A 21,488-nucleotide genomic window follows, 5' to 3' on the forward strand; every position below is an offset into this window, starting at 1 on the left:
TAATAAATTTCTTAATATATAAGGCTATAATATTAATAATTTTTTATATGTCAAATAATATCCTCTAGACTATCTAGGTCATGCTTTACCAATCGTAACAACTTCGCTTCAGGACTTAGATTTTTCACGGCCCATTTTTTAATCCAAGGTTCGGCGAGCTGCCACATATTAACATTACCGTCTAACTGTCTGCCTATCCCTTCCACCATTATTAAAGTCTTTTGCAATAGCAACAACTCCGGTTGTACTTCCATGCCGAAATCTTCCGTGATTTTAAATAAATGTGCAAGCAGCTTACCTATGGAAATATTTTTTATGGGAGTCCCTACTATAGGCTCGGTAACTGCTCTACAACTTTGAGCGAATAAATCTAAATCAGTATTTGATGGGATGTAGCCGGCTCTTAAATGTACTTTAGCAACTAATTTATAATCACGCCTTAAAAAGCCAAATAGACTTTCGGCAACGGCTAAACGATCTTTTTCTTTAAGTCTGCCCATAATACCGAAATCAAGTAAAATTATCTTACCTTGCTTATTCACTAAAATATTCCCTGCATGTAAATCAGCATGAAAAAATCCGTCTCTATAGGCTTGATTGAAAAACATTACCGCAAAATCCTGAGATATTTTTGCAGGCTCTAACCCCATTTCCTTTAGTAGCAAAGTATCATATATAGAAGTGCCGTCTAACCACTCGGTGGTTAGTATATTTTCTGATGTTAAATCCCAATATATTTTAGGGATTATCACGTTAATATCATTTCGCATATTATCCGTAAGCTCAGAAGCTGCTGCCGCCTCTAAACGTAAATCAAGCTCAAATTTCATAGTTTCATGAAATTTATCGACTACTTTAATCGGTTTTAGCCTTTTTGCTTTAGAAAATTTTGAGATAATTTTTGCAAGAAAATATAGCAGCTTAATATCTCTGTTATATTTTTTATGAATACCCGGACGCAAAATTTTTACCGCAACATATTCACCGGTTATAAGTTGTGCTTTATGTACCTGCGAAATTGATGCGGCAGCGATGGGGGTATCATCGAGGTGTAAGAAAGGGAGGGCGTCATGGCTCACAGTCGTAGACTGCGTGGCAATCTTTTGTTTGCTTGCTGAGATTGCTTCGTCGACATAAATGTCTCCTCGCAATGACGTTATCAACCTTCTAGCCACCCCACCATCAAACGGAGGTAGCTTATCTTGCAGTAACCTTAAATAACCTGCTATCTCTGCTCCTACTAAATCGGCTCTTGTCGAAAGAGTTTGTCCGAATTTTATATAAATAGGTCCAAGATCACTTAAACAATCTATTAAGCGTTTGCCGTAATCTTCCCGTGATTTTTTTATTAACGAGACCGGAGCAAAAAATAAGGCTAATATATAACCGATAAACCTGAAATATTTAGGGCTTCTTGAATCAATTAAGATTTGTTTTTTACTGATGATACGAAAAATACGTATTAAATTAAAAAAATTACTTATCATCTATTATATACTCCGAAGTAAAATAAAGAGTAGTATACGAAGATCAACTTCAAAAAGAGCAAGGAGTTCACAAGTCGAGGAGCGGGGCGTATACTTAATACGTGAGTACCGTAGATCTTGTAGAACGACGTAGCCCATTTTTGAAGTTCATCGAGTATACGCACTGTGGATAGCAACTATTCCGCCACTTAGATTTTTATAACCGACTTCTTCAAAACCGGCGTCTTTAATCATTATTCTAAACTCGTCTTGTGAGGGAAATAACTCTATACTTTCGACCAAATATTCATATGCCTCTTTATTACCCACTATCATTTGACCAATACTCGGTATAATATTAAATGAGTAGAATTTATAGAAATCTTTTATGTACCCTTCCTTTACTTTTGAAAACTCAAGACATATAAACTTGCCCATTGGCTTTAAAACCCTAAATGCTTCCTTTAAAGCCTTATTTATATCAGGTACGTTTCTAATACCGAATGCTATAGTATAATAATCAAAACTATCATCCGGAAACGGTAGTTCTTCAGCACTTGCTACAGTAAATTTAAGATTTTGAAATAAATTCAGATCTATTGCTTTTTTCTTAGCTTGCTTTAACATTTCTTCATTAATATCACTTAAAGTTAAAGAGATATTATTAACTCTATCTCTTGCTTTTTTAGCAAGTTTTAAAGCAATATCACCGCTACCGCTAGCAACATCTAATATATGAGAGTTAAGATTTGGAATTTGCCTAATAAATTCATCTTTCCATAAGCGATGTAATCCCAAACTCATTAAGTCATTCATTAAATCATACTTATCAGCGACATTAGAAAAAACGTTATTTACTAAACCTTGTTTTTTAGTGTAGTCTACTTTTTTAAGGCCAAAATTTGTCTGGTTCATAGTTTTTTATTATAAATATTAGTATCAAATGCCGGAACTTCCTGAAGTAGAAACTCTTAAAAACTCTCTAAAAGATAAGCTAATCGGGCTTATTATAGAAAATGTAGAGTTAAAAAGAGATAATTTACGTTATAAGCTATCCCCGCTTTTAGCTACAGAAATCTTAAATACTAATATACTGGATGTTAGGCGTCGTGCAAAATATTTAATTATAGATTTTAATAATGATTATTCTTTAATAGTTCATCTAGGCATGAGCGGTAGATTTACTCTGCAATCTGCTAATTATAAAACTCAAAAACACGATCATGTGATTTTTGATTTAAGTAACGGCGAAAAGTTAATTTTCAACGATACTAGACGCTTCGGTATGATTTATAGTTTTAAGACTGATCTCTTAGAACAAGAATTTTTTAATGATTTAGGCATAGAGCCTTTTTCTGATTTATTGACGTTAGAATATCTAAAAGATAAGCTACAAACTGGAAAAATACCGATAAAAAACTTGATTATGGATAATAGAGTTATAGTCGGAGTCGGTAATATCTATGCTTCCGAAAGTCTTCATTTAGCTAGAATTCATCCGGATAAATCAGGTAGCGATTTAAGGGATGATGAAATAGAAAATTTAATTAAATCAATTAGAGATGTGTTAACTAAAGCTATAACTGCCGGCGGTACTACTCTTAAAGATTTTGTAAACGGCGATAACAAACCTGGTTATTTTACTCAGCAACTTACGGTTTACGGTAGAGAGGGACAAAGTTGTTTAAACTGCTCTAGCACTATTATCAAGACAAAACATTCAGGCAGAAGTACTTTTTATTGTAAAACTTGCCAATATAGTTAATTCACTTGACATATTTTTTAAAACTATTTATAAAGATAAAGCTCTTTATTATTTAATTAGTAGTTGTAAAATATATGAAGGTAGACTCCTTGCATAACCTATCTTAATAAAGAGGAGTTTGAAGGAGACACGAAACGCAGCACCGCAGCGTACAAAAAGGTACGTGAGGATGCGAGTATTGGATCGCCGTATATCGCAGATACTTCAAAAGTTGGAAGTCAAATAAGTGGTGAGCCTGCACAGCGTATAAAAATACGTGAGCACAGGCAAATCCCAAAACTTAACGTACCAAATCTTGAAGTATCAAAGGTATACAAATTACCTTTAGAAGGAGGTTATGCACAAGGAGTCTAATAAAGCCGGTGATTATGGCAGGAGGTAATGGTAAAAGACTATGGCCTTTGTCATCTAAGGATAAACCGAAACAGTTTAAAAAAATATTGAGTGATTTAACTTTACTTCAGCAAACATTAAACCGAAATAAATTTTTAGGACAACCTACTATTATTACTTCCAAAAAATATGAATCAATCACTAAAGAACAAGCAGCAGAAATAGATGTAGAAATAGCATTAATTACCGAGCCTTTACAAAAAAAATACTGCCGTTTGTGCCATTATTACGGCATTATCGGCTAAAGCACAAGGATTTGATATTGTAGTGTTACTACCTTCAGACCATCATATAGCGGATGATATAAATTATCTTAATACTATATAAATAAAGCTTTACATTATGTTAATGAATTCGGCATTTGTGCACTATAGGTATTCCTATAAATGTTATAAGTGCCGAGTATGACTATATAAACACAGGATTATCAATTGCAGAAAATGTTTATCTAGTTGATCATTTCATTGAACACCCTATATTAGAGCAAGCAAACAAACATTTTCAAAGTAATGAATATTTTTGAAATTCAGGAACTTGTGTATACGATGTTAACTTCTTCTTAAACTTAGCAATGAACCTTCAACCTGATTTATTCTGTATTGCAGAAAAAGCATTTAATACTGCCGTAAAAAATGAGAATAGTTTGGCAATAGACAATGAGGCTTATAATGAAATCGCAGCAATTTCTATAGACAATGCCATAATGACATATATTTCGGGAATGGTCATGATAAAAGCCGATTTTGCTTGGAACGATCTTGGTACTTGGCATTCCTTATTACAGGTAAAACACCGGAATATAAACGATAATTATTGCGAGGGAAACGTAGTAACAAGCAATACTACAAACTCTTTCATTAGTTCTAATAATAAATTAACTACCGTAGTAGGTCTTGACAATGTCATAATTATCGATACTATGAACGGTCTTTTGGTTGCCAATAAATCAAAAATGAATGAAATCAAAGAATTAGTAATGAAAATAGAACAAAATTAAAATGAATGATCTAGAGAAAGCTAAAATTCTATTTACTGCTCTTTTTAACGGAAAATCTGATTCATCACCGAATTATGAAATATATGAAAAAGCTTTTCTAAATAAAATTAGAAACTATGAAGGGAAATAACGAAGCTTGTTATATTCTTGCTAAAACTTACGAAATAATTAATCGTAACCCCCAAGATGAATATAACTCTCTATGTTATTAACATGGATTGGAAGCAAATTAGGAAATATAGAATGTACACAGCTTGTTTATTCATATCCTAAAAATATACAAGCTTTGAATCTACTGTTAACAATTTTATTCAAGACTATATAGGACAGCTTAATATCACTTTTGATGATGCTATATTATCAGCTGCTTACTCCGATACTTTAAATACTTCAATGTTAGGAGACTCAAATTATAATAATATGTATAAACCTTGGTTGAAACACAGCTAATATTCAAGACTATTGACATAGCGTTATTGCTTATATATCCTATTTTGATGAGTTTAAAACCTCATCATTCAAATATAGCTAATCTTATAAACTTCAAAAATCTGTAAGTTATAGGAACAACTTAGTAATAAAGCGTAGTTGAGTTACAACATGGAAAATACTACAGAAGAACAAACAATAATACCTGAAGTCAAAAATGATGAAGACATAGATGAAGAAGAGAAAAGGTCAAAAGCAGAAGACTCACGCAAGCAACTTAAAGCAATACTCATAACATTTGGTATTATTTTGACCATTTTTTTAACTTTTACTTATTTCTTTTTTAATTACATAGAAGAAAAAGCGGCAGAATACAAACAACAGCAACAACAAGAAATTCAAAAAACTAATAAGAGTTGAATATTAGATTACCACACTTCTCCTTTAATTATAATCTTGTTGTATAGCTGCGATATCATTCAAACAAGGCATTGTTGCATAGATACCACCCCGTCATTGCGAGTGACTGAAAGGAGCGTGATGTCCTGCCATGGGTGCTACTATTAATAATTGAGGTAATTCTTGTTTAAAACCTATTTTCTGAAAATGCCTTAGTTCACAAAAAGACTTTTTTAGTATAACTTTTTCATTAATGTTATAGGTTTTATCATCAATAATTGTTTCAAGGATATTAAATTCGGGTTTTTCATATTTTCTAGTCATGCGTTCACAAAGCGTTAAATAAGCATGCATAATTCTTGCAAAACCGTTATCTTCTAATGACTCATGTTCATATGCTTCTTTTAGAATGTTTATACCTAAATGCATTGGAGCAATTTGTGCTCTCAGCCCCTCTAACATATAATATGTATAATTAGTACTTAAATCACAGTTAATCATAACTTATCCACAAATTTAAAAATAATTAATATGAATTTAGTTTAACACTAAAACTCAGTACATTAATTTTAGGATTCACGGTTTAAATTTTTATAAATGCGTGATAATAATGGTCTATATATAAATATGTTTATTTTTTCTTCTTATTTTGCTTAGGAATTTTATTTACGTGGTCATTAATATTAAACCAAGTACTATCATTTACTTTCTGTTTTTTATAGAATGTATCAATATTATTTATATAATTTTCAAAATCTTTATTCTCTTCTGCTAACCTATTAGCCATATTCCAATCTATTTCCGGTCTTTCTCTAGCAGGAATTGATATTTTACTATCTTCAGGATTTTCTATATCTACTAAAATAAATCCTATACCATGCCTAATACATAGCATTTCAAGTTCATGCCTAGTATCATTTTATCTACTTTCAATTAAATCAGCAGCAACTAAATAACCATAATGTGCCCATGAGGAATTTGATAAAGCCTGAAAAAAAGATTCTCGTAAATTACTACGATTGATAATTTTTTTTGCTTCAAAAGACCAAAGCCTTGCTTTGCTTGTTTTCCTGCATAATATTTAGCACAATCTTTAATTAGTGAACTCCACTTTTCATTAAGAACTTCCCCATACCTACCCAATCTGGGTGTAACCATTTATTATTACCTTTAGTTCCTTGTTTATTTGAAGAAAAATTATGCTTAATAGGTATATTATGAATCTTCAATTTGTTTTGAAGATATAATGCAAGTGCATCACATATTTGCACTGCGGTTATTTTATCTTCTTTATTTGCATTTATTTTAGGTTCTGTGGCTTGTTCATTATTGACATAGTAATCAGGGTTTTGCGAATAATAAAACTTTAGCTTAGGTTTTAGCTCTATTCTATTAGGTTCTTGTCTTCGTTCAGCAGAAAGCTTACTACTGCTAATTTCACCTAAATCAATTCCTATAATCTCCTTATCTTTTTCTTCTTGAGTCTTTGCTTCTAACAATCTCTTATTTGTACTTGCATTTGCTTTGAGTCTTGCTTCGTCAATGTGATTTTCTACAAGCCATTCAGCTATGCCATAAGAGGTAAATTTTTGATCTTCATGTGCTTTTAAAAAACCAATGATGGCATTTTTGCGATTAAATTCCATATCAAATATACTACTAATAACTGAAATACTATGAAATATACATATTATTTTAAAAATTGCAACTTTAAACTATCAAACTTGATGTTTTTATAAAGTATTATTTATATATTTTTCAAATTTAGAAAATAATGTTTTGAAGTTATGAGTAGTAACATTTGCTACTTCTTTTGATGTTATATTTTTGAGTTCGGCAACTTTTTCAGCGACATACCTAACAAATGCCGGTTCGTTTTGTTTGCCTCGCATAGGCGTAGGAGCTAAGTAAGGAGTGTCGGTTTCTATTAATAACCTATCAAGCGGTATATATTTGACTATTTCTTGTAAATCAGTAGCATTCTTGAAAGTTATAATCCCTGAAATTGAAATATATAAACCGATATCTAGCATTTTTGCCGCTAGATTTTTTGAAGAGGTAAAGCAATGTATTAAACCTGGAAATTTGCTGTTACGCATTTCTGAGGTTAAAATGTCAATAGTATCTTCGTCTGCTTCTCTTGTATGAACAATAACAGGCAGGCGTGTACTAGACGCCGCATGTATATGTGCTACAAACGAATCTTTTTGTAATTTTTGATCGTAAGGCTGATGATAATAATCAAGCCCCGTTTCACCGATTCCAATAATTTTCGGATGCTGGGTTAGCATAATAATTGCCTCAGCATCTGAGTTCGGAAAGACGTAGTCTTGACGTAGCAATCTTGTCCAAGCTTCCTGAGATTGCCACAGCACTTGCAGTGCTTCGCAATGACTAATAAAAGAATTCACTTCACACGGATGCACCCCAACACTCGCAAAAACATTTTCATATTTTTCAGCTATCTCTAAAATAATAGGTAAATCTTCAATTTTAGTGCAGATAGTTTGCATATACTGCACATTATTTTCTAATGCTCTTTGAATGACAGAATCTAAAAGCACTACGTCATACCATGGCTTAACTACGGTATCTAGAAAACAACTAATATTAGTTGTTTTAATATCCTCACTAGATCCCGCGATCGCGTCGCGGGATGACAAGTTACTACGTAAATTAAGATGACAATGTGAATCTATTAACATATTATACTCTTAGTAGGTGTGTCATACTACGGTCTCGCCACGGTATGACACACTATTCAAATTTTGGAAATATTATGGTAGGTTCTAAAATATTGCTACCCGCTGTTAAAGTATAATCACGTATTAAATGCTTAAATAGACGTTCTTCTTTATTTACCCCTAACTGATCAAGCATTTTATTTGCTGAACTCGGTATAAAAGGCAGAAGCATTATCGCAATATAGCGTAAAACTTCTAGTAAAGCGTATAACACTTCTAACGTTTTATCTGGATCGGTTTTTTTCAAATTCCAGGGTGCTTCGCTATCAATATAGATATTTGCCTCTTCGGCCAAATTAACAATATTTTCAAGAATTTTATTAATCTCTGTTTTGTCCATCAATAAAATATTCTGCTCGACAAATTTACTTGCGGTTTTTAAAATCGGTAGCTCATATATTTTATCTATAACACCTTGCGTAAGCAAAGGCACTTTGGCATCATTATTCTTATAAACAAAAGATGTAGTACGCTGTAATAAATTACCTATTTTGTTTGACAACTCGCTATTAATACGGGTAATTAAATTACTACGAGCAAAATTGCCGTCCGCACCAAAAGTTACTTCACGCATCAGAAAATACCTAACTTGATCAACACCGAATTCATCAATTAACTTAATCGGATCAATGGTATTACCAAGAGATTTAGAGATTTTCTGCCCCTCATTCGTCCACCAGCCATGAACCATAATTGTTTTCGGCAGCGGAACTTCTGCAGCCATTAAGAAAGCAGGCCAATAGACGGCATGAAAACGCAAGATATCTTTACCGACTACATGTAAATCAGCCGGCCAAAACTTACCGTAATTACTTTGTTTGTCAGGATAACCGAGTGCTGAAATATAATTAGCCAGTGCATCAAGCCAAACATAAATTACATGTTTTTCATTATTTGACACTTTTATTCCCCAGTTAAAAGTAGTACGCGATACCGATAAATCTTTTAAACCCGATTTAACAAAGCTAATTACTTCGTTACGCCTTGATATAGGTCTGATAAAATCAGGGTTTGCTTCATAAAACTCAAGCAATTTATCCTGCCATTTTGAAAGATTAAAGAAATAGCTAGGCTCTTTAACCCATTCAACTGGAGCACCCGTCGGTGCTAAACCGTCACTCGTAAGTTCCGACTCATCAAAAAAAGCCTCATCTCGCACTGCATACCACCCTTCATAAAAACCTTCATAAATAGTGCCGTTTTCTAGTAATTTCTGCCAAAAAACAGCTACAGCTTCTTTATGCCTGTGTTCCGTTGTTCTGATAAAATCATCATTGGAAATATGCATAGCAGTCATCAGATGACGAAAACTCTCGGATGTTTGATCGGTAAATTTTTGTGGGTCAATATTTTTATTAATAGCTGCTTTTTCTACTTTCTGCCCATGTTCGTCAGTACCTGTTAAAAACATTACATCGAAACCTCGAAGTCGCATGAAACGAGCGATTACATCACTTGCAACGCTAGTATAAGCATGACCGATATGGGGCACATCGTTAACGTAATATATAGGGGTAGTAATGTAGTAAGTATTGTTCATAAATGCTTTTTTATTAACTCATGTACTTCAAGTGGACTTAAATCTGAAGCTTTAATTGTTTTTATTCTCTCAGGAAATCTATTACTTAATTCTTTAAAACAATCATAGATTTTTTTATAAAAATCTATACCTCTTATGTCAAATTTATTGCTCATATTTCGTGAATTGACTCTCTTAATAGCAGTATCCGGCTCTACGTCAATAAAAAACGTAATATCCGGCATAAGAGAAGGCATTAAAGTTTTGTGCAGATTATAAACTAAATCTATGCCGTTTTCTAGCTCTAATCCTTGATAACATGCAGTTGAGTCAATAAACCTATCACATATTACAATATGTCCCTCTTGTAGAGCTGGTATAATTTTCCGTGCCATATGATCATAACGTGCTGCTATAGCTTGTAATAGCTCGGACATGGGTAGTAATTCTTCATGTACTAGAATTTCACGCATTTTTTCGGCTACAATAGTACCACCGACTTCACGAGTTAAAATAACGGGAGTATTTTGAGATTGTAAATATTCATAGAGCATTTGAGATTGAGTAGATTTGCCTATCCCTTCCCCTCCCTCAAATGTAATAAACTTTCCTTGTTTCAAATTATTCATTCATTACAGTTACTTTAAGCGATGACTTTATAATCATATCTCTTAAAAAAATATTTACAAGGAAGATTACATACTTATATACTCCTACAAAATGAAGAGCTGTTATACGAAGATCAACTTGGGAAAGAGTAATCGGTCTGTAAGCCGAGGAGCGGAGCGTATATTAAACGTTCAGCATCCGAGGACTTACAAAGACATTGTCACCAATGTTCCAAGTTCATCGAGTATAATCCATTATAAATTTTAAATTATTAATATATGAATAATTCATTAAGTAAAAGGGATTTTTCGATCCTAATCGGTAATGCGATGGATCATTTCGATACTGCACTTTATGGGTTTCTTGCTCCGCTACTTGCTGGTATTTTTTTTCCGAATCATGATAAAGTCGCTGCTTTAATACTTACCTATAGTGTTCTTGTTACGTCTTTATTGACACGTCCCATAGGCTCTTATTTTTTTGGCGTAATTGCTAAAAAATACGGCGGTGTTTTTGCTTTATCTTACTCTTTAATCGGCGTTGCTTTAACAACTAGCCTAATCGGTTTAATACCTTCACATGCTCAAATAAGCTGGCTTGCACCGCTATTATTAGTGTTGCTTAGAACGTTGCAAGGAGTATATTCCGAGGGTGAATGTGCCATTGCTAAATTATTGATTTTAGAGAATAAAGAAGAAACAAAAGCGTTTAAAGCTTCTTACCTTTATCAAACATCTACTATGGTCGGTATTATTCTTGCTTCATTTATCAGTACTATAGTTTTAAATGTAGAGTATAATACATATTGGCGTTTATGTTTCATATTTGGCGGGCTTACAGCACTGATAGGTTATTTTTTAAGAAAGAGCGAGGATATTGTAGTAAAGGTAAAGCCCTCATTGTCATCCCGCGGCTTGACCGCGGGATCCAATACAAAAGATAAAATTACTTTACGTAATTTTTGGATACTGTGGTCAAGCCACGGTATGACACCTGGGTCCTCTCCTCACAATAACGTAGTATCATCACTATTACAAGACTTAACTACAATTTGGAACTGTAAACTAAGTATCTTACGCATTAGTTTTGCCATAGGTTTCTCATATATGACTTATATAGTGCCTTTCGTCTTTATGAATAGTTTTATTCCGCTTATCACTGATATATCACTCGAAATAATGATGAAATTTAATACTGAGTTTCTGATTTTTGATATGATTATGATTCCGATAATAGGGCATCTAACAAAAAAGCTACATTACCTTAAAATACTAAACGGTACTCTTATTTTAATGAGTTTAAGCATAATTCCTTTATGGCTCTGCTTGAATAATTCATCTATATGGTATGTTAATTTTGTACGTATTTGGATTATAATACTCGGTGTCGGGTTCTTGGCACCTTTGAACTGCTGGCTAAATGATTTATTTAAAACTGCCGATAAATATATGTTAGTCGGTATCGGCAGTAGTATAGGTGCTTCATTAATCGGACGTCTTACTCCGTCAATCTGCCTAATGCTATGGTATGTAACCGGCAACTCTTTATCAATTGCGGTTTATATAACCGCAATATCGATGGTAACTTTATGGGCTGTTAGAGGAGTTGTTGCACGGGGCAATGTCATTCCTGCGACATTATAAATCCAGTAAAACATATAAAAATTAAATTCTTATATGTTTTTTACTAGAAATGTAATACTTACAGCAATATTAATGTTATTTTTATGGATTCCTGCTTTCGCAGGAATGACATCAAGAACATTATCTAATCCCTAACAAGACTGTTATTAGGGAAAGAATTTAATAAAACACCATACTCAAAACTAATCCGATATAATTATTAGCTCTGAATCTTGTCATACAATTTGCAGGATTTTCAATATCAAGAGTTGCTACTTGCAATATGAGTAAAATTAAAGCAGCTAAAATAGGTAAATAGTCGATATTATGGTTAGCCATTTTTGTTGCTAGAATAAATAACAATATAAAACCTATATAACATATATAAAGCCAAAGCTTAGAATGCTTGTTCTCTAAATATATACTTAACGATTTCACTCCTATTTTCTTATCATCTTTTATATCCATATATCCGTAAATCGTATCATAACCGATGGCCCAAAAACAGCATGCTAAATACATAATAATCGCTGCTATATCAAGTGTATCCTGAACTGCCGCATAAGCTATTAAGGCCCCTAGCTTAAAGGTAAATCCCAAAAAGATTTGCGGGAAATAAGTAATACGTTTCATTAACGGGTATAGGCTAATCATTATTACCGCAAAAAAACCTGTATATATGGCTGTTTTGTTTAAAAGTAGCAAAATACAAAGTGAGATAACGCTAAGAATAAAGAGTATCAAAATAGCATAAGAAACAGATAAAGCCTTGCTAGCTAAAGGTCGCTCTTTAGTCCTTGCGACATGCTTATCAAATTTTCTATCAAATATATCGTTAATAATACACCCGCTACTTCTAGCTGTTATACTACCTAAAATAAATAACGGTAATAAATGTATTAACTCCATTCTTGAAGGGTTTGCAAGCAGTAACCCAAATAAAGCAGGAAAAAAAACCAGCAAATAAGCTACCAACTTATCTGCACGCATTAATTTTAAAGTAAGTAAAAGTTTGTTTAGAATTAGCATATTAAACTTTAAATTTAAATAAATATGGATATTATAGATAATTTAAGATAAAATACGCCACGAAATAAAGCTACTAGATTTTTATGGCTAAAAAATTAAAACATGATTCATTAGTAAAAATAATAATGAACGACCCAGTAACAGCACAAGAATTTTTGGAATATTATTTACCCGATGATTTTAAGAGTTTAGTAGATTTATCAAAAATAATGGAGCTACATTGAGGAATCTTTAAATAAGAAATATAGTAATATAACATATAAAATTAGCACCAATAATAAAGAAGAAGCATTTGTTTATGTATTAGTAGAGGCCCAATCAACAATTGATTATTGGACGGCTTTACGGTTATGGAAATATACACTATTATTATGTGAAAGACATAAGCAAGGAAAGGATAAATTGCCGCTAGTTTATAATTTAGTTATTTACAACGGTAAAGAAATTTATAATGCTCCAAGAAATCTGTGGAGTTTATTTACTGATAGTGTGATGGCAAAGAAATTAATGACGGAAGATTATCAATTAGTAGATTTGCAAACTATGACAGATGATGAAATCGTCAAGAAAAAACATTTAGGTATGCTAGAATATATGATGCAGCATATCCATATGCAGGATATGATAAAACTATGGGAGAAGTTTTTAACAGAGTTTAAGCATATTATAATATTGGATAAAGAAAAAGGTTATATTTACCTAAGATCGTTCTTATGGTATACTGACGCAAAATTATCAAAACAAAAACAACCGGAATTAGTAGAAGTATTGGATACACATCTATTACCGCAAGATAAGGATACTATTATGAAAACTATCGCTGATACATATAGAGAGAGATGAAGGAAAGGTGCAGGGTATTGTGAGATAGGCAAAGCTGAGGGCGAACATAATAAGGCAGTAATTATAACGAAGGAAATGTTCAGTTAGGGCTTTAAAATTCCTGTTATTGCCAAAATTACAGGTCTTCAAGAAACTTTTGTTCGCTCAATTGTAAATAAGTAATTAATCATGCAAGCACCACTTACACAAATCCTAAATATCCATATCCTCCCAAAGAAAAGCATCTATTGTCATAATCACAGATAACCTTTATAATAATATTCTTGAATCAACTACAAAATCTATGAAAGAATTTCCAAAAAATTATAATTTTACCGAAAATGAAAAAAAGTGGCAGCAAATTTGGCAAGAGAGACAAACTTATGCTTATAATCCAAACGTTGCAAAAGAAGAAACCTATGTAATCGATACTCCGCCTCCGACAGTTTCAGGGCAGTTACATATCGGTCATGTTTATAGCTATACGCAAACCGACTTTATTGTACGTTTTCAGCGTATGATGGGTAAAAACATCTTTTATCCTATGGGTTTTGACGATAACGGGCTACCGACCGAGAGACTTGTTGAAAAGCAGAAACAGATCAAAGCTTATAATATGGATCGATCTGAATTTATAAAAATTTGCGAAGAGGTAGTAGAAAGTGAAGAAGAAAAGTTTAGAAGTCTATTTAACCAAATAGCTGTATCGGTTGATTGGAGTTTAGAGTACCAAACTATTAGTCCGTTATCACGAAAAATATCACAAATGTCTTTTCTTGATTTAGTACAAAAAGAGGAAATTTATCGTGCTAATCAACCGATTTTATGGGATCCGGTAGATGGTACAGCTCTTGCCCAAGCCGATATTGAGGATAAGGAAAAAAACTCTTTCATGAATTATATTACGTTTAAAACCGAGCAAGGAGACCCGCTTACTATAGCCACCACCAGACCTGAGTTATTACCGGCTTGCGTAGCCGTATTTTATCACCCTAACGATGGACGTTATAAGCATCTAGCAGGTAAATCAGCTATAACCCCACTTTTTAATGAGAAAGTTCCACTGCTTGCTGACCCTTTAGTACAACAAGATAAAGGTACGGGGCTGGTAATGTGCTGTACGTTTGGTGATCAAACGGATATTACTTGGTGGAAGACGCATAATCTGCCTTTAAAAACTATTATCACTAAAAAAGGTACAATAGACTTCCAACATGAAACTTCTATAGATGGATTGAAAATTAAAGAAGCTCGAACAAAAATAATAGATATTTTAAAAGAACAAGAGTTGCTTATTAAACAAGAAGACATCACTCATACCGTTAAATGTGCCGAGAGGTCAGGTGCTCCTCTTGAGATACTAACTGTACCGCAATGGTTCGTTAAAACTATATCACATAAAGAAGAATTGCTTAAAAGAGCAAATGAGTTAAATTGGCATCCTAAAAATATGAAGATTCGTTTAGAGAATTGGATTAATGCCATTAGTTGGGATTGGTGTATAAGTAGGCAGCGTTATTTTGGTGTGCCTTTCCCTGTTTGGTACTCTAAAAGAGTAGGTGAGGAAGGAAAAATCTTATATGCCGATATTACGCAGTTGCCTATCGATCCGTTAAAAGATTTACCTATGGGTTATAGTAAAGAGGAAGTAGAACCTGATTATGAAGTAATGGATACTTGGGCAACAAGTTCCGTTTCGCCTCAACTTTCTACTCATGGGATTTCTGACGATTTCACTGTTAATAAAGATAGGCACGATAAATTATTTCCGATGGATTTAAGACCTCAAGCACATGAAATTATCAGAACTTGGGCGTTCTATACTATTTTAAAAGCTCATTTACACCAAAATACTTTGCCGTGGAAAAACATCATGGTAAGCGGTTGGTGTTTAGCTGAAGATCGAAGTAAAATGTCAAAATCTAAGGGCAATGTTTTAGTGCCTGAAAAGCTGCTAGAACAATATGGTTCCGACGTGATACGTTATTGGTCGGCAAATTCAAAACTAGGTGCTGATACCGCCTATTCTGAAGACGTTATGAAAAACGGCAAAAGGCTTGTTAACAAGCTATGGAATGCCGCTAAATTTGTTTCTATACATTTTGATAAACTGAAAGGTGAAGATAAAAAAGCAAGTTTGCTCGATATTAAAGAAAAAATCACTAACGAGTTTGATAAATGGATGGTTAATAAGCTAGTGGAATTAGTTAAGCTAGCTACAAATGAGTTACAAAACTACGAATATGCAAATGCTATGCATCTGACGGAAAAATTCTTTTGGGTGGTATTTTGTGATAATTATTTAGAAATAAGCAAAACCAGAAGCTATGATGAGGAAAACAAAAATCCACAAGGACAATATAGTAGCATATTAACTTTATATCATGTTATGCAAACGTTACTGAAACTATTTGCACCTTTCATGCCACATATTACCGAAGAATTATACCAAATATTATATAGTAAAAATTCTATTCATGTTAAAGGTAGCTGGGTTAATTACAGTGACTTAAATTATGAAATTGATGCAAAAGGAGCAGAAGGGCTGCTTGAAATACTAGATATCGTCAGAAAATTCAAAGCTGAGAAGAATCTATCTATAAAAGCTCCAATAAAATTGCTTGAAGTTAAAGGCATAGTATTATCTGCAGAATTAGCAGAAGATTTAAAAAACGTCACATCGGCGGAAGAAATACAATTTGAGATGAAAGATGATAAAATTAAAGTCAATATTATGCTTTAAAAATATTATAGGTTTAATATTAATTATATTTGCCGGGATATTTTTTTATGCTTATATATTAGAACATGACTGGCGATATGTCACCTTAAGTGATGAACAAGTAAAAAAATACAGGATTAGCGAGAAAAAAGCTATTGCCCTTTATCAGTTAATGAAAGACACTCATGAGCTACTTGGTAATAAGAATATTAATTATTGGATAAACAGCGGCACTCTGCTTGGAGCCGTTAGACATCAAGGCATAATTCCTTTTGACGATGATTTAGATATCGGTATTATGCATGAAGACGAAATACGTTTGCAACAAATATTACCGCAATTTGAGCAACTCGGTTATACTGTTTCCTATGAGAGAGCTTATAATATATGCAAAAAAGCTTGTTTAGATATTTTCATTTTTCATAAAGAACAAAACAAATTTATATATACTAATTTAACGGTTCAAAATAAGTATCCGAAGAGTTCATTTTATGATAATGAATTATATCCTTTAAAAAAATATAAATTCGGTAGTATAGAGGTTTACGGTCCCGCTGATCCTATAGGAAATCTAAATAGGCAATATCCAGAATGGGATAAGTATGCAGTGATAGAGCAGTCCCATAGCTTACATTTACCTTTTTTATCGAATATCGAGAAAAAAACTAAATTTATATTAACACCAGAATTGTTAAAACCGGCTCAGCCACTCGGCCCGCTAGAAGATAAAGTGAATATAGTCAATTCAGCTACATTTAGTGGTATGTGCAAGGATACAGCTTATAATTAAATGTCGAATTGGTAATAACTATTTCGATATAAGCAACGAAATAGTCATATGATTTACATTTGCCTAGATTACCTTTTTTGCAAAAATTCATATCACACAAGTTGAGATAAGAAAGTAATAGCCGGTACTATCCATAAACCCAGTTTATCAAAGCAAGAGCCCGAAATAGCTTGTTTATTTTGAATTACTTGAAAACTAAACTCAGGTTTAAGTAATTCATGAAAATATTTTAAGCTTGAAGAAACGGTTGAGTCACTTACTTTTGCTTCCACTAAAATCCACGGTTGGTTATCTTTTGTTATTACTAAATCGACTTCACGTTTTTGTTTATCACGAAGATAGTATAAACCAAAATCACCAAGCCCTGTTTCATTCCAAAAATATACGGCTTTTAAAAGGTGAGAAGCTATAAGATTTTCAAATCTCGCTCCTATATCTTTTATTTGCGACCAATCCCAAAGGTAAATTTTGGGCTCTTTTATCAAACTTTTTACAACATTTTTAGACCAAGGTTTGATAGCAAAACAATAATAATGCTTTTCTAGCAAAGAGAGCCATCTTCTTATTGTTTGGTCTGAAACTCTAACTTTGTTAGCAAGGTTTGTATAGCTTATTAATGAGCCTGCTTGCTCATTTATAATGCTAGCAAGTAATTCTAACGTATAAATATTGTTGATATCTTCAGTATTTCTTACATCTTCTCTAAATAATTGCTTGAATCTTTGATTACTCCATATTCTATGAAATTTAGCAATTGCTTTTAAATAACTTTCCGCAAATCCTCCAAAATTTATTAAAGCTTCAAATTCATCTATAGTGATATTTTGTGGGCTTTTTATATAATCAATGTCATTATCAAAATTTTTAGCTATTTCAAGATACCGATAACGGATGCACGGTTAAACTTATATAACGTCCCATTAGGCTATCGCTGCCTTTTTTATATATATTTAATTTGGCACTACCTGTTATAATAAATTCAATATTTTCTCCGAATTTATCATAAAATCCTTTTACAAGATTTTTCCAATCTTTATATTTATGAATTTCATCTAATATTAAGCACGGTTTCTTATCGGATATAGTAGTAGAACGTAGATTTTTAAAAAGTTCAGTGTGTTTGTTTAAGATTTTTTTATTTCTATCTTCTAGATAATCCCAATTTAGGTAAATTGAATTAGGATTAGGCTTAATTACTTGTTTTGATATTGTAGTTTTTCCTACTTGCCTTGCTCCGCTTATAAATACAAGCTTACCGTAATTTGTTAGATATTCTTCAACTTGCTTTTTATATAACCTATCAATTATAATATTTCTATAAGTTTATAAAAAAATAATAGGCTAATATCGAAATAGTCTTACTTGTAGTATTGAAATTAAGCATTGCCTAGAAAAAGTTGTTTTATAGTTTAGCCTTCCGATGTCATTCCCACGAAAGCGGGAATGCTTTGTTACGTGGACCAGTTTCCTAATTGTCATCCCGCGACTTGATCGCGGGATCCAGTTTAAAACATTAAAATTTTAGTATTTTAAGTTGTTTTTTTGGATATCGTGGTCAAGCCACGGCATAACACCGAATGGGTTTTTCGGTCCACACAACACGACCTGCGCAGGCATGACATAAAACGCGCCATGCAACAACACCTGCAGTAACTCGCAATGACTATATCAACCTTTTCTAGGCAATGCCAAAATAATTAGTGCAAATTATGCGGTACTTTAGTATTATTTAACATTAAACTTTGCTTAATTCTATGCATTATGTATTACCAACTATTATAACTACGCTACTTATTTTATTAGCGCTAATAATCTGGTTTTATGTAAAAACTAAAACCTTAAGGACACAGCTACAATTTTTATCAGAGCAGAATCTAGAAATTAGCAATAACAACCAATTATTAAATCAAGAAAAGATAGGATATTTACAGAAAATTGAGCAATTGAAGTGTAAAATAGAATATCAAGAACAGACTATTAAGGATTCAGAAAAAATAAGAGAAGAGTCATTTTCATCGGCTAAAGCTGCGTTATTTGATTTAGGTCAAGATTTGTCTAAGCAATTAATAGCGATACACAAAATGGAAAACACGGCAGCAAGAGAGCTAGCCGAGAAAAATATCGCTACTGCTTCAGGAAAATTTAATAGTGAGTTTGAGCGGTTAATTACGATGGTGGGAGCATTAAATAAAGATATAGAGCAATCAAAAGGTACGGTTGATTTGATAAAACAGTCTCTGCTTTCTCCGATCGGGGCGGGGCTACTTGCTGAGATTACCCTTGAGAATATCTTAAAATCTTCGGGCTTACGTCCTAATTTAGATTTCATTATGCAATACGGTCTAACTATATCAGATAGCGGCAAGCTAAGACCTGATGCGCTCATTTTCCTTCCTTCCGGTAATTTAATGGTTATTGATTCTAAAGCTTCAAAGTTTCTTGTAGACGAGCAAGATAATAACATGAGTCTTAATAAAACTATGAATTACCATTTAAAATCTTTGGCGAATAAAGACTATGCCGCAAATATTTTAACTAATCTAAACAAAAAGGATCAGAGCTTTAACAATGTTATTACTTTAATGTTTTTGCCGACTGAACAAGCGGTTGAGAAAGTTATTGCAGCCGACCCTGAATTTTTACAAAAAGCTTGGGGCTGTAATATCTTTCCGGTAGGACCTAGCGGACTTATGAATATGCTATCATTTGCAAAATTTCAAATTACCGATCATCGCCGCTCGGAAAATTATAAGGTAATCATTGAAGAAGTGAGAAAGCTATTAAGCTCCATCGGTACTATGGCAGATTATTCTCAAAAGATCGGTAATAACCTGCATAATATGGTTACTAATTACGATAAATTTGCTGCCTCGTTTAATCGTAATTTTATGTCAAGAGTAAAGAATATTCAAAAACTCGGTATTGATTCAGGGAATAAAGCCATGCCGGCTACCTTAGAGCGTTATCAAATCGTTTCCTCTAAATCTGAGATTATTGAAGTGGAAGCAGAAAATCCACCACAAATAGCAGAAAAATTATAAATAAATTTTTCTCGTAATAGGTAATTTAAATGTTAAAAAAACTTTCCATAATTTGTATAGCCATATTGTTACTATGTTGTGTAAGCATATAAAATTAAAGCTCCCAAAAAAGAAAACAAACATGCTATAAGAGTGAGCTTTATTAATATGTGGCCTTGCATCGCAAGGCTAGTGGTCGGTAAAGCACATAATTCATACCAAGGATCCTTTTCGTCAATTACATATGAACGTAAAGCAATTACACCCACTATAAGAGAAACATAAGTAATTGCTATTTTACCTGAATGATTACTAACTAAAGCTGATTTTTCGGTTAACCAAGAAGCAATTTTATGATCTTCATTATACTTATCAGTAGCTTTTTCTATTCTAGTAAGACTTTGCTCTAATGAATTAAGATAATTTATAAAATTTAAATGAGCTTTTTTTACTATATTAAACTCGTTTTCATAAGAGGAAGGCACATTTAAAGTGTTTGTAAATATTGCTTTAGCTATATAACGATATAAAAAATACTCTCTCGTCAGAGGATATGCCATAGCATCGATTTCTTTGGCTGCTTTAATCAAGTGTTCAGATTGATCTAAATTATTTTTTAAAAACACTTGGACTTTAGTAACTAGGGTACTAAACTCTAATGAATTTATATCCCCTATATTCATCTAGCATAGCATCAATGATATTCTTGTTTTCTACTCCTATTAACTTCTGTAGCTTTATACATAAAAAATGATCTCGATTATTTAGCTCTTCAAAACAATTGCTCCATTGAGAATGATCAATATTATTATCTTGATACTTTCCGGTAGCAGCTACTTTACTTAACATTGTTTCTAAATATTGAGTATAAATCAAACTTTGATCTAGTGTCGGTAGATCTTTAAAATTTTTATCACAGAACCATATTTTCCATACCTCACCTAAATTAAAACTAGCAAGTGCTGTAGTTTCCATAAACTTACGCCTAAATTTGATATATCATTATAATATTTTATTATTACTTCTAGTTTATTACTCATAATTTCAATTAAATAAATATTAAAAATATAAACATCTCTTAATATTTATTCAAATCTTTTATATATAATCATTTATAATCTTTAATTATTTTATTATGAGATAACATTAAAGTCACCACACA

General features: G+C 32.5%; 23 protein-coding genes and 2 pseudogenes. 12 read left to right on the forward strand and 13 right to left on the reverse strand.

Translation table 11 applies throughout. The features are described 5' to 3' along the window. Positions 1-50 precede the first annotated feature (50 nt). The gene (gene ubiB, locus MCC_RS05880) at positions 51-1,487 is read right to left on the reverse strand and encodes a 2-polyprenylphenol 6-hydroxylase (protein WP_014408948.1); all 1,437 of its coding nucleotides are present in this window, start codon (positions 1,485-1,487) and stop codon (positions 51-53) included. Between the two features lie 147 nt (positions 1,488-1,634). Continuing rightward, on the reverse strand, positions 1,635-2,381 hold the full coding sequence (gene ubiE / locus MCC_RS05885; protein WP_014408949.1) for a bifunctional demethylmenaquinone methyltransferase/2-methoxy-6-polyprenyl-1,4-benzoquinol methylase UbiE: 747 nt from the start codon (positions 2,379-2,381) through the stop codon (positions 1,635-1,637). A 28-nt stretch (positions 2,382-2,409) separates the two neighbouring features. On the opposite strand from ubiE, the gene mutM reads away from it, so the two are divergent. The 6 genes and pseudogenes from mutM to MCC_RS05910 all read left to right on the forward strand — a co-directional run bounded on the left by mutM (position 2,410) and on the right by MCC_RS05910 (position 5,470). Further along, positions 2,410-3,231: a bifunctional DNA-formamidopyrimidine glycosylase/DNA-(apurinic or apyrimidinic site) lyase gene (gene mutM, locus MCC_RS05890; protein ID WP_014408950.1), complete on the forward strand. Its 822-nt coding sequence runs from the start codon at positions 2,410-2,412 to the stop codon at positions 3,229-3,231. A 74-nt stretch (positions 3,232-3,305) separates the two neighbouring features. Next, positions 3,306-3,998: pseudogene (locus MCC_RS11255) on the forward strand (sugar phosphate nucleotidyltransferase). Beyond that, the gene (locus tag MCC_RS09130) at positions 3,986-4,147 is read left to right on the forward strand and encodes a hypothetical protein (RefSeq protein ID WP_155813869.1); all 162 of its coding nucleotides are present in this window, start codon (positions 3,986-3,988) and stop codon (positions 4,145-4,147) included. Before MCC_RS11255 ends, MCC_RS09130 begins: the two are co-directional and overlap by 13 nt. Positions 4,148-4,195: 48 nt before the next feature. Continuing rightward, positions 4,196-4,621: a hypothetical protein gene (locus MCC_RS10640; protein WP_231288579.1), complete on the forward strand. Its 426-nt coding sequence runs from the start codon at positions 4,196-4,198 to the stop codon at positions 4,619-4,621. 1 nt (position 4,622) lies between these two features. Beyond that, positions 4,623-4,751 carry a hypothetical protein gene (locus MCC_RS10960; protein WP_014408951.1) on the forward strand — a complete coding sequence of 43 codons (129 nt, stop codon included), beginning with the start codon at positions 4,623-4,625 and terminating at the stop codon, positions 4,749-4,751. 470 nt (positions 4,752-5,221) lie between these two features. Further along, entirely contained in the window at positions 5,222-5,470 is a 249-nt protein-coding gene (locus MCC_RS05910) for an RP671a family tick cell line-upregulated protein (RefSeq protein ID WP_014408952.1), read from the forward strand. 99 nt (positions 5,471-5,569) lie between these two features. Here the strand turns inward: MCC_RS05910 and MCC_RS05915 are convergent. From MCC_RS05915 to tmk, 6 genes and pseudogenes are all read right to left on the reverse strand, one after another. Continuing rightward, positions 5,570-5,950 (reverse strand): annotated as a pseudogene (locus MCC_RS05915) (polyhydroxyalkanoate depolymerase); the annotation flags it as partial. A gap of 130 nt (positions 5,951-6,080) precedes the next feature. Then, positions 6,081-6,344 (reverse strand): hypothetical protein, encoded by a 264-nt coding sequence (locus tag MCC_RS05920; protein WP_041405444.1) that lies wholly within the window; start codon positions 6,342-6,344, stop codon positions 6,081-6,083. A 202-nt stretch (positions 6,345-6,546) separates the two neighbouring features. Next, complete coding sequence (locus MCC_RS09645) at positions 6,547-7,095, reverse strand: hypothetical protein (RefSeq protein ID WP_196793011.1); 549 nt, start codon at positions 7,093-7,095, stop codon at positions 6,547-6,549. An 87-nt stretch (positions 7,096-7,182) separates the two neighbouring features. Further along, entirely contained in the window at positions 7,183-8,154 is a 972-nt protein-coding gene (locus MCC_RS05930; RefSeq protein WP_014408954.1) for a TatD family hydrolase, read from the reverse strand. A gap of 52 nt (positions 8,155-8,206) precedes the next feature. After that, positions 8,207-9,733, reverse strand: coding sequence for a methionine--tRNA ligase (gene metG, locus MCC_RS05935; protein WP_014408955.1), 1,527 nt, complete (start codon positions 9,731-9,733; stop codon positions 8,207-8,209). Next, entirely contained in the window at positions 9,730-10,341 is a 612-nt protein-coding gene (gene tmk / locus MCC_RS05940) for a dTMP kinase (protein ID WP_012153076.1), read from the reverse strand. Before tmk ends, metG begins: the two co-directional genes overlap by 4 nt. Positions 10,342-10,599: 258 nt before the next feature. On the opposite strand from tmk, the gene MCC_RS05945 reads away from it, so the two are divergent. Then, complete coding sequence (locus MCC_RS05945) at positions 10,600-11,964, forward strand: MFS transporter (RefSeq protein ID WP_014408956.1); 1,365 nt, start codon at positions 10,600-10,602, stop codon at positions 11,962-11,964. 159 nt (positions 11,965-12,123) lie between these two features. Here the strand turns inward: MCC_RS05945 and ubiA are convergent, their stop codons facing one another. After that, positions 12,124-12,972, reverse strand: coding sequence for a 4-hydroxybenzoate octaprenyltransferase (gene ubiA, locus MCC_RS05950; RefSeq protein ID WP_014365503.1), 849 nt, complete (start codon positions 12,970-12,972; stop codon positions 12,124-12,126). An 83-nt stretch (positions 12,973-13,055) separates the two neighbouring features. Between ubiA and MCC_RS11545 the strand changes: the two genes are divergently transcribed. From MCC_RS11545 to MCC_RS05970, 4 genes are all read left to right on the forward strand, one after another. Further along, on the forward strand, positions 13,056-13,196 hold the full coding sequence (locus MCC_RS11545) for an Rpn family recombination-promoting nuclease/putative transposase (protein WP_041405445.1): 141 nt from the start codon (positions 13,056-13,058) through the stop codon (positions 13,194-13,196). 40 nt (positions 13,197-13,236) lie between these two features. Then, positions 13,237-13,815 carry an Rpn family recombination-promoting nuclease/putative transposase gene (locus MCC_RS11550; protein WP_408005727.1) on the forward strand — a complete coding sequence of 193 codons (579 nt, stop codon included), beginning with the start codon at positions 13,237-13,239 and terminating at the stop codon, positions 13,813-13,815. Between the two features lie 283 nt (positions 13,816-14,098). Beyond that, on the forward strand, positions 14,099-16,537 hold the full coding sequence (locus MCC_RS05965) for a valine--tRNA ligase (RefSeq protein ID WP_014408957.1): 2,439 nt from the start codon (positions 14,099-14,101) through the stop codon (positions 16,535-16,537). Beyond that, on the forward strand, positions 16,506-17,306 hold the full coding sequence (locus MCC_RS05970) for a LicD family protein (RefSeq protein ID WP_014408958.1): 801 nt from the start codon (positions 16,506-16,508) through the stop codon (positions 17,304-17,306). Before MCC_RS05965 ends, MCC_RS05970 begins: the two co-directional genes overlap by 32 nt. 92 nt (positions 17,307-17,398) lie before the next feature. Here MCC_RS05970 and MCC_RS11260 read toward each other — a convergent pair whose 3' ends face one another. Then, positions 17,399-18,199, reverse strand: coding sequence for an ATP-binding protein (locus tag MCC_RS11260; RefSeq protein ID WP_331270641.1), 801 nt, complete (start codon positions 18,197-18,199; stop codon positions 17,399-17,401). Continuing rightward, positions 18,180-18,617 (reverse strand): ATP-binding protein, encoded by a 438-nt coding sequence (locus MCC_RS09655; RefSeq protein ID WP_331270642.1) that lies wholly within the window; start codon positions 18,615-18,617, stop codon positions 18,180-18,182. The genes MCC_RS11260 and MCC_RS09655 overlap by 20 nt, the downstream gene beginning before the upstream one ends. A gap of 443 nt (positions 18,618-19,060) precedes the next feature. On the opposite strand from MCC_RS09655, the gene MCC_RS05980 reads away from it, so the two are divergent. Beyond that, positions 19,061-20,347: a DNA recombination protein RmuC gene (locus tag MCC_RS05980; protein ID WP_014408960.1), complete on the forward strand. Its 1,287-nt coding sequence runs from the start codon at positions 19,061-19,063 to the stop codon at positions 20,345-20,347. Positions 20,348-20,418: 71 nt separating this feature from the next. Here the strand turns inward: MCC_RS05980 and MCC_RS10645 are convergent, their stop codons facing one another. Next, positions 20,419-21,009 (reverse strand): hypothetical protein, encoded by a 591-nt coding sequence (locus MCC_RS10645; RefSeq protein WP_231288681.1) that lies wholly within the window; start codon positions 21,007-21,009, stop codon positions 20,419-20,421. After that, the gene (locus tag MCC_RS10650; RefSeq protein ID WP_231288682.1) at positions 20,975-21,301 is read right to left on the reverse strand and encodes a hypothetical protein; all 327 of its coding nucleotides are present in this window, start codon (positions 21,299-21,301) and stop codon (positions 20,975-20,977) included. The genes MCC_RS10645 and MCC_RS10650 overlap by 35 nt, the downstream gene beginning before the upstream one ends. Between the last annotated feature and the right edge of the window lie 187 nt (positions 21,302-21,488).

This window comes from Rickettsia rhipicephali str. 3-7-female6-CWPP (genome assembly GCF_000284075.1).
GTDB lineage: Bacteria > Pseudomonadota > Alphaproteobacteria > Rickettsiales > Rickettsiaceae > Rickettsia > Rickettsia rickettsii.

Excerpts from the sequence above, each read along its gene's own strand:
- MCC_RS05965 (WP_014408957.1), top strand. The coding sequence starts at position 14,099 with ATGAAAGAATTTCCAAAAAATTATAATTTTACCGAAAATGAAAAAAAG.
- MCC_RS10960 (WP_014408951.1), top strand. The coding sequence starts at position 4,623 with ATGAATGATCTAGAGAAAGCTAAAATTCTATTTACTGCTCTTTTTAAC.
- MCC_RS05910 (WP_014408952.1), top strand. The coding sequence starts at position 5,222 with ATGGAAAATACTACAGAAGAACAAACAATAATACCTGAAGTCAAAAAT.
- MCC_RS05945 (WP_014408956.1), top strand. The coding sequence starts at position 10,600 with ATGAATAATTCATTAAGTAAAAGGGATTTTTCGATCCTAATCGGTAAT.
- ubiE (WP_014408949.1), bottom strand. The coding sequence starts at position 2,381 with ATGAACCAGACAAATTTTGGCCTTAAAAAAGTAGACTACACTAAAAAA.
- metG (WP_014408955.1), bottom strand. The coding sequence starts at position 9,733 with ATGAACAATACTTACTACATTACTACCCCTATATATTACGTTAACGAT.
- MCC_RS09645 (WP_196793011.1), bottom strand. The coding sequence starts at position 7,095 with ATGGAATTTAATCGCAAAAATGCCATCATTGGTTTTTTAAAAGCACAT.
- ubiA (WP_014365503.1), bottom strand. The coding sequence starts at position 12,972 with ATGCTAATTCTAAACAAACTTTTACTTACTTTAAAATTAATGCGTGCA.
- MCC_RS10650 (WP_231288682.1), bottom strand. The coding sequence starts at position 21,301 with ATGGAAACTACAGCACTTGCTAGTTTTAATTTAGGTGAGGTATGGAAA.
- MCC_RS05980 (WP_014408960.1), top strand. The coding sequence starts at position 19,061 with ATGCATTATGTATTACCAACTATTATAACTACGCTACTTATTTTATTA.
- MCC_RS05920 (WP_041405444.1), bottom strand. The coding sequence starts at position 6,344 with ATGCTATGTATTAGGCATGGTATAGGATTTATTTTAGTAGATATAGAA.
- tmk (WP_012153076.1), bottom strand. The coding sequence starts at position 10,341 with ATGAATAATTTGAAACAAGGAAAGTTTATTACATTTGAGGGAGGGGAA.
- MCC_RS10645 (WP_231288681.1), bottom strand. The coding sequence starts at position 21,009 with ATGAATATAGGGGATATAAATTCATTAGAGTTTAGTACCCTAGTTACT.
- MCC_RS10640 (WP_231288579.1), top strand. The coding sequence starts at position 4,196 with ATGAACCTTCAACCTGATTTATTCTGTATTGCAGAAAAAGCATTTAAT.
- MCC_RS11545 (WP_041405445.1), top strand. The coding sequence starts at position 13,056 with ATGGCTAAAAAATTAAAACATGATTCATTAGTAAAAATAATAATGAAC.
- MCC_RS05970 (WP_014408958.1), top strand. The coding sequence starts at position 16,506 with ATGATAAAATTAAAGTCAATATTATGCTTTAAAAATATTATAGGTTTA.
- mutM (WP_014408950.1), top strand. The coding sequence starts at position 2,410 with ATGCCGGAACTTCCTGAAGTAGAAACTCTTAAAAACTCTCTAAAAGAT.
- ubiB (WP_014408948.1), bottom strand. The coding sequence starts at position 1,487 with ATGATAAGTAATTTTTTTAATTTAATACGTATTTTTCGTATCATCAGT.
- MCC_RS05930 (WP_014408954.1), bottom strand. The coding sequence starts at position 8,154 with ATGTTAATAGATTCACATTGTCATCTTAATTTACGTAGTAACTTGTCA.